This is a genomic window from Anaerobiospirillum sp. NML120449 (assembly GCF_023051105.1).
Classification (GTDB): domain Bacteria; phylum Pseudomonadota; class Gammaproteobacteria; order Enterobacterales; family Succinivibrionaceae; genus Anaerobiospirillum.
In genome coordinates this window covers 1-14,554 of sequence record NZ_JALKIL010000066.1, presented here as the reverse complement: position 1 = coordinate 14,554, position 14,554 = coordinate 1, and the positions used below count along the sequence as shown (strand labels likewise).

Below are 14,554 nucleotides of genomic sequence, written 5' to 3'. Positions count from 1 at the left end.
TGCCACCTAAGCCACTGCCCCCGGCATTGCTGCCAGCTGCCTTACCCGACTGTGCAGAGCCACCTGCAATAGCCACAATGGTGCCGCCACCCCTGAACGGCACAAGAGCATTGGGCGACATGCCACCTAAGCCACTGCCCCCGGCATTGCTGCCAGCTGCCTTACCCGACTGTGCAGAGCCACCTGCAATAGCCACAATGGTGCCGCCACCCCTGAACGGCACAAGAGCATTGGGCGACATGCCACCCAAGCCACTGTCCCCGAAATTGCTGCCAGCTGCCTTACCCGACTGTGAAGACGAGCCAGGCACTGAAGATGAACCATGCGCTGAAGCTGCCCCAGGCAATGAAGCCTTCCCCGTCACTGCACCAGCGCCCTTGCCAGGTGACTTACCTTTGTCACAATCCCTGAACAGCTTCGCATGACTTAACCAGCTCAGCTTGCTTACCAGAGTTTCAAAGCCCGGCACAGAATAAAACTGCGCAAGCGGATTTTCACAGGTAAACACTCTCACCTTAAGACTTGCAAAGGCGCTGCTGGCAAGAATATCGCCCGATACTGACTTGCCAGAATGGCAGGCAGATTTACCCTTACCTGCTCCAGCATGCTGCGACAGGCACTGACCTTGATGCTCTATAAAACTTACAGCAGAGCTATGCTCAAGAGATGATACGCCCGGTCTGTCCTTTGCGACAATGGTGGCATACGGCATGAAACAGCCGTTTGTAAGCTTAATGCCTGTAATAAAGAGCGATTTTTTTGCAGGCAGCTTAAATGAAGGATGAAAGACAAAACGGATACAGACAAGCTCCTTAGCTGCCTTGCCATCTCCTGTTTTTATTTTGCTCACATAGCACAGCGGCAGCTGATCATCACTGGGAAATACCTGCTGTAAAAAGAACCTTGATAACCGATTATTACTTATTTGAGACAGGTTAGAAGTGCAAACAGGAGGTACTGTATTGTCAGGAAGTTCCTTGAGCATTGCTCTAACCGAGCCTGCAAATACTTTAAAAGCTTTGGGGCCTTGATTATTATCCGGCATTACCCATTGAACAGTACCGCTGTCTGTCGGAGGTACAAGTGGCGACGGCAGAGTTACGCCCCGGTTTGAGGCAGATTTTTTATTATTTTGTGAACTCATACGAGTTTAACCCTTTAACTAGCAATCAGTTCTCAGGCTCATATGAAGAAATGACAGTGCATCAGTGCGCAACAGTAGGCTTTGTCCTGGTGCCTGCATAGCAGCACCGGAGAGCATGGGCATGGGCATGCGCCCATGCACGCACATGCTCAGGTCCGTCCATGGCGTCAGCCTTGGGCTGCAGGCATGCTGCTACGGGCATGCGGCTGCAGGCTTGCAGCTGTCGGCATGCGGCGGCGGGCTTGCCTGTGCCTGGCCCTGGTGCTGGTATTAATGCATCAGATGCAACGGTATATGAAGATGTACAGAAAGCTCGTGCTTGAAGATAAGGTCAGCATATCCATGGCATGTCATAATGCGGGCTCTGTCACCTGCAGAAGGAGACAGAGCATGCGACATTATGATTTATAAAACATTTTGTTTATAAATATGCACTCATCTTTGCTGACAGACTCAGGGCATTAATCAGACACTGCTAAATGGCGAACTTAAGTTTAAATACCATCTGTAGCGGCCATAGTAACCGTAAGCATGGTTTTAAGTGCTCAGACGCTCATTAGCAGGCAATCATGATCAAAAGCTCGCTGGTCCTTTCATATCAGTCGTTATCAGTTATTTCCTGGATTTTACAGAAGATTATTTTGCTGTAACTGCAGCTGCTGCAACATATGGCCTTTTGACGTGCGGGCACTGCTTTCTGAGGCAAATTTGCTCCTGACAGGGACAAAAAGCATACTCAGCGCAGTGCTCCGTGGTCATGACAATGCCATAGCCTGCTGCACAGACTCACAGTCCTGCGGCACAAATACTCTCTAAAACATAAAATATATCATGCAAGCTCAATACTGCTTTTTTCTTCATGACCGGCTGCTGACTGAAAGATGACTGCCGTTTACCAGTCCTGGCGACAGCACTTGATAATGCCAAGGTGTGTCGGGCTTAACATTCTGCACAGCTCTGGCCAAACTTTTACATCACACTGTTGCAGATCCATACTCATGGCCAACTTTGCCAGGAGGATCTTTTATGAACATGTACTGATGTACTTTGTGCTTCAGGTGTATTGCAGATGCAGGTACCTCTACGGACGAAGTCTCTGTTAACAGTTGCAGTTACTGCTCATATTAAAAGCATAATATGCTGCATTGCAGATTTAATATCTAAAATGTTTTAGAAAGACGGTAAGCAAGGAAAGCTACATTAAAAGACGGGATCAAATGCGACTCTGCAGCTGACTTTATTGTATCAGGACAGAGGTGCTGACCATATCTGTTTATATATCTGTACTGTATATACCGACTGTCATTTGCTCATACTGGAGACAAAATTCCCCTAACCCCAAACAAAAGGGCCTTAAGGAAATCATGATTCCTGCTGAGAATAATGATGGTATGTATATATTGCTGTGTGCAGCTGCCACGACATTGTCATGACATTTCCCGGGGCGCCATGAATAAACATGACGCAACCGGGTATGACATGAAATGTCAGCCATTACGGGATATGACTTATCCCGTCATGACATGACGGGGTATGACCTGTCCTGTCATGACATCATGTATCTGGCATGACAGGGCACAACAAGTCCTGTCATGTGATTCATGTACAGCTGCACACTTGAATTGCATGCCTTTAAGGCACGAGTCCTGATATCCGCAAGCTCAATATGAGTCTTTAACACTGCTGAGCAGTATTGATGTGGAAACGGATAACAGGACGAGTAAGGAAAATGTAAAGCCATCAAGCCTTTGAGACTCTTATGCCTTACATTGAGAAATAAGATATAGCCAGCGCCCAGGAACGACGGGCACCTTATTCAGCCCTGCATTACTTTTACAGCACTGAACGCCGGTCTATCTCATACCGGTATCAGTAGTGCAAAGTCACTCAAAAACTCAGGGACAGAATAAACTTCAGTTCAGACGGTACTGTGGCAGCATATTTCCACTTATGCTGACATAGAGACCGTGCAGAGAAATCTGAAGGCTCAATGCTGTCCTTGCTTACTCTGACAAAAACAGCTCTTACAGATTTACTTAAACAAGTAATAGTCAGCCTCGCAATGATTAAAAATCTGTAGCAGTATTTTCCTGAACAGCTGTTGCTGTTCAGGGCAGCTTCGCTGACACTTTCGTGTGAAGCTGAAATCATTATGAGGCGGGTGACTGGCACAGAAGGTCAGATACCTGACCTTAATGCCAGCTATGCCTGCAGCATACAGAACCATATTGCCCCGTGACAGATGCCCTGAGGCATCAGTCACTCGCTGCACTCGTGCATATCTGCATGAGTGCAAAGGCACATCAGCAGCGCAGCACAACAAGTGCACAGGCACAGGCACAAACGCCCGACGGCATGAGCACCGCAATGGCACAAACGCCTGACGGCATCAGTGCCACCAACGACACAAAAGCCTGACGGCATCAGTGCCACCAACGACACAAAAGCCTGACGGCATCAGTGCCACCAACGACACAAAAGCCTGACGGCATCAGTGCCACCAACGACACAAAAGCCTGACGGCATAAGCGCAAAGTCACCTGCATTACTGCAAAGGTGCATGCGCATATAGCGCTTATGGAACTGTAAAGGCAGACGGCCACAGGTTATGGGGCCTCTGTCCTGCAGAGCATAATGGTGGATTTCTGGCCAGAATGCCCAGTCCTTACACAGTTAAGGACGGCACTGGTTTCAGGCCAGAAAGGTAAAACTGTTGCAGCATTGCGCTGACAACAAATGACTGATAAATCACGCATTTTCAGCCATTCCTATTTTTATCACATTTTGGCAAAAGAAAGCAAACCATAACGTCGGATAAATTTACCTCTTGTGGTTCAGATCAAATATACTTCCCATGCCTTGCTGGCAAGCCCTGCCCTCCCAGCCCGGCCATGGTCATATTGTATGGGCATGATATGGTCCTGTTGCAGGCGCTGAAGATGCCAAAGAGTCATTCAGGCCCCAATCATGAAAGCATCGATCGCCCGATACAGACGCGCAAAATTCATCCCCTGTGCACGGCCATGACCATATAACCAGATTCGGATCACGTTTATCACCGGCTTACATAGAGGAGTCTGAAAGGGGCTGATATCATCAGCTTAAGGGCCATAAATGGTATTTGCACCTGATTTCATACCCGGATATCATGGTCTGCAGGTACTGGTACAGGCTCATATCTGTAAGTACTGATGCCCATGTCTGCAGTGCAGTGCAGTGTTGATTTCAGTCTTTTAGTGGCTGTATGTTTTGAGATTTTAAGGAGTTCGACAGTGACACATAATGATGAAGCCCCTTCTGAACTTGCCCAGGCAATGATGGATTACCTTGACTGTCCCTGCACCTTCTTTGGACCTGCCAGTGATGACAGCCGTCTGATGAAGGCATGGCAGGAGACCCGTAAGCGCGGAGCTGTTGAGGGCTTTGTACCTGTAATTGTCACTGTTGACGATACTCTTTTTGAGATGATGCTGCTCAACACCGACGCCGACAAGGACGTCCCTGACAACAGCAATAATCTGAGCTTTAACAGCGATATGGTCAGACAGTATCGTCAGCGTATGCTCGACGGATCTCTGCCTGATGGCCGTCAGGTTCTCAATGACATGATCGATACCCGCCGCAGTGAGGCCGATGACGATGAGATTAACTGGGAAAATGAGGTTATAGGAGAGCCCGGACGCAGCTGGGCAAACGACAGTTTTGAGTCCTATGGCGACTACGAAGATGGTTCACAGTGCCCTGTTATTCTGGCCTGCATTCCGGTGAAAAACCCGTGGGAGGTCTTTGCCTGGATTCCCATGGGCAACTGGAATGAATGCCCTGATACCCCTGAGCTCATGGCCGTAGCAAGATACTGGTATGAGCAGCACCAGGCCGTACCGGCAACCATGAGTCATGACGTACTTGAGTTTACTGTTCCTGCCGCCCCGGATGCAGAAAAAGCACGTAATCTTGCACTTGAGCAATACTCCTTCTGCCCGGACATTGTTGACCAGTCAGCTCCGGGCATGAACGTGGCAAGCCTTGCCGAAGTACTCAAAAAGTCATCAGTGTGGTACTTCTGGTGGGACTGATTGTCATTTCCGGTCCATAAGCATATTGCTCATGATGCCTGAGTATCACTTTACATTTTATTTTACAGAGCATATTTCAGCATACCGTTCTGACATATTGCGACATGCCGGTATGACATGTTGCAACATTTTGCTCTGACATATTGCGACATGCCGCTCTGACATGTTGCAACATTCTGGTCCGACATGTCGCAACATTCCTGTCAGGCATATTGTGGCATGCTGACCAGGCACATGGTCAGCTCAGTTTATGAAATAAGACCTTACTGCAGACAGCTTCCTGAATGCGCCTGCTCAGCAAGATTGAAGGCAGCCGTCAGCTGTCATGTCACTTTACAAAAATTTTTACAGAGTACATTGCAAGTACCTGACATACTCAGCTTATGCCCGGACGCGCACTGTCCATGGTCTTGCTCAATAACGGCTGTCAGGAACGCTGCAGTAAACACCAGGACAAATTCAGTAGACAGATTCTCTTACAGCCCCTGCAAAAGACCAATGCCATTGTTATTGCCAAAGCCTGGAGCAATGACATTGTCATTGCCAGTATCAGTACCACCTCCATGGCCTGAGACAATTTACAAAACCAACAGGTTGATTAGCATGTATCCTTATGCCCTGCTTAGCTCTGCCGTCATTGCTTTCACTGCTGCACCAGTTGCTGCTGCCGCTCCCGCTCCTGCAACTGCCACCGCAGATACATCTGCACATGAGCCAGCTGCTGCACATGAGTCTGCAGCTGCTGGTTCAGATGCCAGTGTGGCAGCTGAAAGGCGGGCTCAGTCTGTCAGTCCCTTTATCTTTGACAATGGACCTGACTACCTTTCGGAGGGTATGTACCGCGTAGTTGATGAACATGGGCGCATGGGCTTTGCCAATGCCAGGCATCAGGTGGTTATAGCACCGCAGTTTTCCTTTGCCTTACCCTTTGAGCATGGACAGGCCAAAGTTACCCTCAAAGGGAAGGCCCGCTGCGACTCAGTCGGCTGTGAACACTGGTACTGGGACAGTGATGACTGGTTCTGCATTGATGTCAGGGGCAGTGAAGTCAAATGCAGATCTGATCTAACCGGCATGCATGTCGATCCTCAGCCATCATCGCTTTATGGCACTGATGATCAGCGCCACTTCGTCCTGAGCATAACCCCCAGCCTCAGCGCAAGTGACAAACGCCGCTCCGGCCTAAGCCCTGGCAATGACAGTCCCCATGGCCTCAGCCACGGCAATGACAGCCGCCACGGCCTTAGCAGCAGTGATGACGGCCGCCCATAGCATGAGCATTCATTAACTGGTAAATCCTCTGCAGCACAGCTGCAGGCAGCCATTAAAAACTGTCTGATGCCGATACCCTGTAGCCACCCCTGTATGAGCATGCAGCGTCCGCCCCGACTATGAATGGAGGTTCCTCCTGCTAAAGCTACCACCACTGACTGTTTGTACTTTGACCGGCTGTTGTGAGGCTTAAGGGCCTTCATGACCGGTCGCGCCCTGGTGGCTGGCTGCTGGGGCTGGAGCTGCAGCTGCATCGTCAGCTGCAGCTGCCATGAAAAGTGCGCAAGCATGGGGCGCATGGCAATGCAGGCAAGTTCTGCAGATGCAGGGGGCAGGCTTATGTAATCTTATGGAGGTTCCATGGCCCATATGGATGACCTGCTCACCAGGATTTTTTCTGAATACCGGGACTATATCTGGCTGCTCTTTGGCCTTATCCTGGTGGTGGGCTCGGTGCGTAACTGGAACTGGCTTTGTGACCCGGTGGGCAAGCCAGACTATCTGCTGCTTACCCGGGGCATGCTGCGCTTTATCTTCTTTTGTCTGGGCATATTGCTCATTGGCTGCAGCCTGTACTTCGTAATCTGAAACAATAAGAGCCTGCAGCTGCCAGGGCTGTCCTCAGGGCCACAGTAACTGCTGACCGTGCTGCTTCATAGCTGCATGCATCTGCTACTGTCATTGGCATGGACCAGGATCAGAGGCAGGAACTGGGCCAGGCTCAGAGGCAGGAACTGGGCCAGGCTCAGCTGGCTCAAAGGCCGGCTCAGAGGCAGGGCCTTAGCCATACCTGTGGCTTTGCTCTGGCTGAGGGCATAAGGCAAAACCTGGGCATCTCCTGAGCCCAATGATGTCCCATGCAGCGGCGCACACGTATGTGTAACTGACAGCCTCCCTGCAGGGCTGAAAAACACTTTGGAATTTGATTATCCGGAGGTAAGACATGACTGACAAGAAAAACGGTAAGGCTGACAGCAATGCTGAAAGGATTGGCGACGGGGCTGGATTTAAGGGGCCCTATGTTCTGCTCCATGGTGTTGATAATGTCACAGAGGAGGAATTTGCTCAGGCGGATAAGTGCATTGAAGATATCCTTGCCGGTAGTGCCCGCTTCCATAAGGACAGATTCCCTGTAACTGTGGAGTCTGAAACAGGCTGGCACTTTCTGCCTGATGACCTGTTCCAGCACTTTCTGGAAAGGCTGGATCAGTCAGGCTTTGACTGTGACCTCGCTGTTATGCTTTGTAACATCCTGATCAAAAGTACCCGATGGAATAACCTTGATTACAAGGTCGACAGATTTCTGGACCATGCCTTTCGTGACCGCTGGTTTGACGTGGACAGCACATCGGACCGCTTCGGCCACCGCCATGAGTGCAAACTCAAGCCTGGGATTACTGCCGCTGACTGCGATGAGCAGCTGCTCCGCTTTGTCTGCCATGTCGCCATATGTCACAAAGTATACGGGCCATCGTATGCAACCATATCCACTAACTACTATCTGGATATGGTAAGTCAGATTCGCCCTGACATGGTCAATCGCCTCAAAAAGTACGGCACCGGAAATTTGCCTGCCGAGCTTGCTTCAGTAAGTAATGATTTGTTCAAAGCAAAGGCCAATGATGCCTTTGGCACTTTGAAAATCACCGCCCTTGCTGATACTGCTGCATGTTATGAGGGCATTTTGCATTGGCTGTGCAGTGTTATTGTCCATGAAGACTTTCCTCACAGCTATGCCATTGAGTTCAAGGGCCCAACAAAGATCTTGCTGCCGATCAGGGGACTGCCGCGCAAGGGCATCAATCAGCTTTTTGCCTGTGCTGCCCGCTTTACTGAGCTTCATCCGCTGCTTGAGATCTATGCCTGCCTTGCCATGAGAGAGGATGAGTTTTATACCTGCCTGAGCGATGAAGACTGTGCCCTGCCGGGCAGTTTTGCTGTCTTTGCCCTGGGCATGGCTGATACCAGGTGGATACCACTTGTTTGCGACTATCTTAAGATGTGCGATGACGAGCACTCCTCACTGCAGGTCAAATTTGTCAGAGACATGCTGCTCAAATGGGGAATTAACAGTCAGACTGTGGATGTGCTTGTTTATGCCGTACTGTCCACCCAGTCATTGACTGGCTTCAAAGCCCTTGCAGAGCCTGCTGCCTGCAGGGAAAGCCTGGAGGCCCTGCTTGAGGCCCGCACTCATCTGAGCGACTGGCTGACTCATCTTGATTACGATGATGATGACCCATTTGATGACGAGTATGATTGCGATGATGATGATGCAAATGCAAGGCACTCATCCTCCCCGGCCCGTGGGCTTGAGGACAGGCTCTGGGAGGACATCAAGTTTGCCATCTGGGGCAGAAAAGCACTGACCAGTCCCCAGACCATATGCAGCAAGGCCCCTGAGCAGCTGCGCTCCCTGTATGCTGACCTGTTGCTTTGAGAGTCTTCGGGCCCCGGCTGTGACTGAAGTTAAGCCCTGCTGTGCCGTGCAGCGCAGGGACGCGCAAAACAAAAGCAGGTACGCTATTATGCAGCTAAGAGGCAGCCGCCATAGCCGCCGAGTTCTGACCTCAGCCCCCAGGCAGGCCACCCTGCCTGCCTCCCATCATCAATCCCTTCCGCCCTGCACTGCCCTGAGCCATGGCCGCCACCGGCCATGGCTCAAACGCCTCTATCCCCTGCAGCAATGCCTCTCCTGCCCTCCCTTCAAGCCAGTCGGCTTGCATGCCGGGCATGCCCTGCATGCCCTGCATGCAGAGGCTGGCCTGGCAACACGACCAGCAAGCGCTGCTCAAACGCCCAGGACGCATTGGCCATGCCGGGCTGGGCTGGGCTGGGCTGGACTGGGCTGGTCCGGAATGGCCTGCGTGTGCCTGTGGTCTGAAAAGCCAGCCATGGCCAGGCCTGAAAGCAACTGCCAGGAGTAATGAGATTACAGGCGGGCATGGGACGCGGCTGTGGGACACTGCCATGAGATGCGGCCGTGATGGCTGCGCCATGCCCAGGGTATGCAGAGCTGTCCCCTGATGGGAGGAGTCGCGGTGCTGGCTGCTGGCTGCGGCCTGAATGTGCAGCTGAAGGCCGCTGGCCTGCTGTTGGGTTTATTGCCCTGGCCTGTCATGGCTGTTGCTGGAGCAGTGCTTCAATGGGCTGCTGCCGGCGGATGAGGGGGCGGGGAGTGAACTGCGCGGTCGGCATGGTCCGGGTCAGCTCTGGTCAGGTGGGGCGCTCAGAGGGATGTCAGCTGGATAGCCGTTTACGGTGATGGTGCCGTCGGCACCAATGCGCCACTCGCAGCTGACTATCTGAGGGCGGGTCTCAATTTCGCTGGTGTAAAAGTCCGTCAGGTAGATGAAGTTCTGATTGGTCGATCCGACCCAGTTGCGCACCTGTTCTGATTTGTTTCTGAGGTAGGGGCCGTCTACCAGCACATCAATGTGCTCAAGCAGCTCCCGGGTGCCTTTGAAATCACATCTGCTTTTCAGCCAGCTGTAGTCATAACCGGTAAAGCACATCACTGACAGTCCGGCCTCCTGAGTCCTGCGCGCTACCTGTGCAAGGCCTGCAGCCTGTAAAAAGGGCTCGCCGCCCAGCAGAGTTATGCCCTCAATATTGTTTTCCTCCCGTGAAGTACAAATGCGGTTAAACAGCTCATCGCTGCTGATAATATGGGCCGGCCTGAGCGGCTGAAACTGCTGATTGCAGCACTCAGCACAGCGCAGCAGACAACCCTGTGTCCATATGGCAAAACGCCGTCCCGGCCCTTCGGCCTCGGTACACTCCATAAAGCAGGCAAGATTCAGCCATGCCATTGTTCTATCCTCCACTCCTCAACTGATTGTCACACGGCACGCGCAGGTCATATCAAGTGCAGGCCATCCCGGCCCGTACATACCGGTATGTCCCTGCCCGCACGGCAGGACCGGCCATTCCTGCCCGGACCATGCCGTGTCGTGGCCTGCCGTGCCGGGCACGATCAGGCCATGAGCCGGCGCGGCTGCAGCCCGGCGGCCGCACGGCGGACGGGCTGCGGACGCATGGCGGACGGGCTGCGGCCGGGCTGGTCAGCTGATATCGAACAGGAACTGAGGGCCGATACGGGACATGGTGATGCTGCGGCCACGCAGCTGACCTGCCATGCCGCTGCAGTCGAAGAGGAATTCACTGAGCGGGTCAAAGAGGTAGCTGATCATGGCATTAAGCACGCCACGGCCGCCACTGCGCAGATCTACCCTGGAGACAATGAAGTCAAGGGCATCATTGTCATCCTCAAACTCAAGAGCAGTGATGCCCCACTTCTCCTTAACACGGTTTCTCAGCGGCTCAAGCTTGGCACGGGCAATCTGCCTGAGAATTTCCTTATCAGTGATGAAGTTGAAAGGAATGATGTTGGCATCGCCGATACGGCCCAGCAGCTCAGGACGCTGCAGCACTGAGGTGAAATGATGCTCCACAGCTGATTTGAACTGTGCAGCCACGCTGCGTTCATCTCCCTGCTCTACGGTAGCGGCGCCGATGTTGGAGGTAAAGACGATGAAGGTATCGGCAAAGGAAATGGTCTCGCCCTTGCCATCTGACAGACGTCCGTCCTCAAGAATCTGCAGGAACTTGTCCAGAATGCGTGGATGGGCCTTTTCAATCTCATCAAAAAGCAGCAGAGAGAAAGGTCTGGCTCGAACGGCATTGGTCAGCTGACCGCCCTGCTCATATCCTACATAGCCAGGAGGAGCACCGATGAGACGCTGATCGGCATGCTCATGGTTAAACTCGGACATGTCAAAGCGAATGCAGGCATCTTCATCGCCAAACAGGAACTGCGCCAGAGCCTTGGCAAGTTCAGTCTTGCCCACACCTGTAGGACCTACAAAGAACAGTGCACCTTTAGGAGTACGGGCCTTTGAGGAATGCTGCAGACCTGACAGACCGGTATAGGCACGAATGAGCACCCTGTATACCGAATCGATGCACTGATCCTGTCCCTTGACCCTCTGGCGCAGTTCATCTTTTGCTGCAGCCAGCCTGCCGTGATTGAGCTGCTCCCATGGGGACTGTCTGGTGCCGTAGCGGTAGAGAGATACCAGCGAGTTGACATCGACGCTTTTTTCCTGCTGATTGGACAGTCTTACCAGATTGTCGATATCTCTGAGGTTAAGACCATCAGTCAGAGTAACCATCTCAGCAAAAGTGCGGCCTGTCCTGACCAGCGGCTCTTTGAGCTTGAAGTGCGAGGACCTGGCTGTCATGGCAGCCTCTCTTTCTCTTATGGATGGCAGAGCAATGGAAATGCTGGCAAAGAGCGGGTTGTTGATGAACAGATCCGGAGGCAGACCTGCAGAACCTGCACACATAAAGATGATCAGGCTGCGCGGCTCTTTCATCTGCATGCTGCTTCCTGATACCGGACTGTCACAAAGGGCATCGGCAATCAGTGACAGCCAGCTGCGCTCGACCTCGGTGAGGTTGTTGACCTGACCGAAGAGCAGGTTGGACCAGTCAACAAGAAAGGCCACTTTTTCGGTATCGTTTTCATCAGTCAGAACGTTTTTGACTGTGGAAAAGAAAGTAAGCGGGTCAATGACATTCTGACCTGGTCCGCCCAGCAGGCCGCCACTGCCCCTGCCCGACCCTGAAGTACCGCCTCGTCCTGAGCTGTCCAGGCTGTCTGAAGCGGACTGTGAGTCGGCTGCATCGGGCTCGTCATCGCCCATGTCATACTCATCGCCCTGCACAAAATCACAGGATGGAGCACTCAGTCTCAGGAAGTCCTGGACGTTCATTCCGCTGATGCCGCTGACACGTGAGTAGGAGACCACATACCTGAAGCCAAGTGCCTTGAGGCTGTCCTCAATTACTTTTTTGACCGGCATCATCCTTGCCATGCGGCTGAAAGCCAGATCCATGATATTGCCATTAATCTGAATGGCACGTCTGATCATGCACTGGCGCTCAAAGTTATCCAGCCATGAGTTGATGTATGAGTTCATAATTCTGATGTCCTGAATCATTATCAGCCCCGCCTGCAGCCTCCTGCATGCCCCATGGCACGCAGGCCAGCACACAGTGCGGCACGCCGCCCTGAGTACTTACAGGGCCGCTGCGCCCCTTTGCGTACCTGACATGGCCATCCCAGGCCATGAAAAGCATGGCCCGCCCTCCAGGGACGCCACGGCATGCCTGAAGGCAAGCTCCTGCCAGCACAGCTGCACGTCCCCAAAAACAAGCCGCAATGCTGCGCCCTGAGCTGCAGTCAGCCCGCCACTCAAAAGGCCTGTTAAACGGCCCAGGCCGGTTCGCTGCATCCGCCGGGAGATCGGTGCTGCTGCAGCAGCGAGGCGGCCTCATGCCCGCCCATATTTATGCTTAGCCGGCATCCCATGCAAAGCCTGCTCATCCAGAAACGAATTTAGGGCGGAGCAACCGGAGCAATGCTGTGCACTGATGTTCAGCTGTACACATGCCTCAAAGGCATGGCCGCGCATGGCAATGCAAGTAAGGCAAGGCCATGCAAAGCTGCAAGCCCGCGCCGGGCCTCTCTGCACGCATCGTGAGCACGCCCTGAGCTGGCCCAGTCTGCACGCGTCGTGAGTAATGACTGCGCGGGCAGTCCCAGGCTGCACTGAGCGCCTGCATGAGACGGCCTGACCGGTATTCCCGGCCTGTGGGCCTGTAGTGATGCCGAAGCCGACACCAGCCCGCGCAGTGCCCTTATGGCCTGCAGACTGTGTAATCGCCGTGTTGGCTTATGTGGGTGTTGCAGTGGCTGCCAGAGCCAAAAGCGATGGCCGCAGCAGCGGCTGCTGCAGCAACGACGGTGACGGCGGCAGCAATGGCTGCGGCGGCGATGGCGGCGGCCGGAGCGGGGCGGGGGTTACTGAGCGGAGCCTGTGCTGCTCTGCTGTACAGGTGCTACCGGGCGGCTGGTGGCAAACTGGTCGTCCGGGTTTGACCACATTACACGCTCATCGCTGAGCTCAATGCCGTAGATTTCACTTAGGGCTGGCAGCACCTTGTCCATGTCCTCACGGCATGTCTGTCCTTTGTAGTTGTCAAACTTCCATGAGATACGTCCATCAAGATGAACGGTAAAAGCCGCTCTGTTACCGGCAGGACGGGCTCCCTGGATCAGCACCACATCAGCACCGTCTTCGTTCACCTTGACCGGCTTTGAAACAATGAATCCGGCATCCTGCAGTGACCTGCTGACAGCCTTTACCACCATGCGGCGGCCCTCTTCCGTACCCTCATCAGGTACATTGGCCATGACATCGTTAAAAGCAAAGAGGCCATCCTGCGGGGCACTGTCAGCTGTCTCTGCAGCCACCTGCCTGTCTGAGTCGGACGCATCTGAAGAAGCCCCGGATGTAACCTGTCGATCATCAGATTCATTTGCCTGTGCTCTGATCTGCTCATCGCTGCCAGCTTCACTTCCGCTGTCGCTCCGGCCACTGCCCCGTGTGCGTCCGGAGAAAGGAGTCCTTCCATTACCGGCAGCTGCAGCGGCATGGCTCTGCTGACGTCTTGCGGCAATATGCTGTTCGATTTTGCTGTAAAGCTCCTCAAGAGCCCCGATAACACCGCAGTCATCGAGCTCCTGTTCCATGGATCTGTCCTTAATCTCAGCAATATAAGGAAGAGCATTGTTGTAGATACGTACATTGGTCCAGCCGCTCATGTGACTGTCAATAAGCTCATCAATTTGGCGGCTTCTTCTTTCCAGCTCCTGCTTTCTGGCCTCCTGCTCCGCCTTGATACGGGCCAGCTCCGCAGCATGCTTCTTTGCCCTTGACTCAAGCAGTCTTACCTCGCCTATGAACCTGAGTATACGAGGGAATAAATCTCTGGCATTCTTTTGATTGTTTGAGGCAGTAAAACTGTCAAGCCGCTCTGACGCCTTACTAAGTTCTTCGTGCAGGATCTCAGCACCCTGCGATTTCTGTACGTACTTTCTGAGTGTGGGGTGTGATGATTTAGCTGATTTATATAAGATTCCTGCATGTTCCATAACATACAGGAGACGTATATGGGCGTTAAAAATGACGCAGCTGTGCCATCGTGCAAAAGG

8 protein-coding genes and 1 pseudogene are annotated in these 14,554 nt (G+C 52.8%); 5 read left to right on the top strand and 4 right to left on the bottom strand.

Annotation, left to right across the window (positions count from 1 at the left end; genetic code table 11):
* Positions 1–1,144, bottom strand: a pseudogene (locus MXE41_RS12460) (hypothetical protein); the annotation flags it as partial.
* Between the two features lie 3,272 nt (positions 1,145–4,416).
* On the opposite strand from MXE41_RS12460, the gene MXE41_RS13275 reads away from it, so the two are divergent.
* The 5 genes from MXE41_RS13275 to MXE41_RS12435 all read left to right on the top strand — a co-directional run bounded on the left by MXE41_RS13275 (position 4,417) and on the right by MXE41_RS12435 (position 8,932).
* Positions 4,417–5,220: a DUF4253 domain-containing protein gene (locus MXE41_RS13275; protein ID WP_247100760.1), complete on the top strand. Its 804-nt coding sequence runs from the start codon at positions 4,417–4,419 to the stop codon at positions 5,218–5,220.
* 404 nt (positions 5,221–5,624) lie between these two features.
* Complete coding sequence (locus MXE41_RS12450; protein ID WP_247100758.1) at positions 5,625–5,792, top strand: hypothetical protein; 168 nt, start codon at positions 5,625–5,627, stop codon at positions 5,790–5,792.
* Between the two features lie 31 nt (positions 5,793–5,823).
* Positions 5,824–6,492 (top strand): WG repeat-containing protein, encoded by a 669-nt coding sequence (locus tag MXE41_RS12445; RefSeq protein WP_247100756.1) that lies wholly within the window; start codon positions 5,824–5,826, stop codon positions 6,490–6,492.
* A 360-nt stretch (positions 6,493–6,852) separates the two neighbouring features.
* Entirely contained in the window at positions 6,853–7,080 is a 228-nt protein-coding gene (locus tag MXE41_RS12440) for a hypothetical protein (RefSeq protein ID WP_247100755.1), read from the top strand.
* Between the two features lie 355 nt (positions 7,081–7,435).
* Positions 7,436–8,932 carry a DUF6138 family protein gene (locus tag MXE41_RS12435; protein WP_247100753.1) on the top strand — a complete coding sequence of 499 codons (1,497 nt, stop codon included), beginning with the start codon at positions 7,436–7,438 and terminating at the stop codon, positions 8,930–8,932.
* A 766-nt stretch (positions 8,933–9,698) separates the two neighbouring features.
* Here MXE41_RS12435 and MXE41_RS12430 read toward each other — a convergent pair.
* The 3 genes from MXE41_RS12430 to MXE41_RS12420 all read right to left on the bottom strand — a co-directional run bounded on the left by MXE41_RS12430 (position 9,699) and on the right by MXE41_RS12420 (position 14,494).
* Positions 9,699–10,304, bottom strand: coding sequence for a 4Fe-4S single cluster domain-containing protein (locus MXE41_RS12430; RefSeq protein WP_247100751.1), 606 nt, complete (start codon positions 10,302–10,304; stop codon positions 9,699–9,701).
* A 252-nt stretch (positions 10,305–10,556) separates the two neighbouring features.
* Positions 10,557–12,476 carry an AAA family ATPase gene (locus tag MXE41_RS12425; protein ID WP_247100750.1) on the bottom strand — a complete coding sequence of 640 codons (1,920 nt, stop codon included), beginning with the start codon at positions 12,474–12,476 and terminating at the stop codon, positions 10,557–10,559.
* Positions 12,477–13,360: 884 nt separating this feature from the next.
* Entirely contained in the window at positions 13,361–14,494 is a 1,134-nt protein-coding gene (locus MXE41_RS12420) for a hypothetical protein (RefSeq protein WP_247100748.1), read from the bottom strand.
* Positions 14,495–14,554 lie beyond the last annotated feature (60 nt).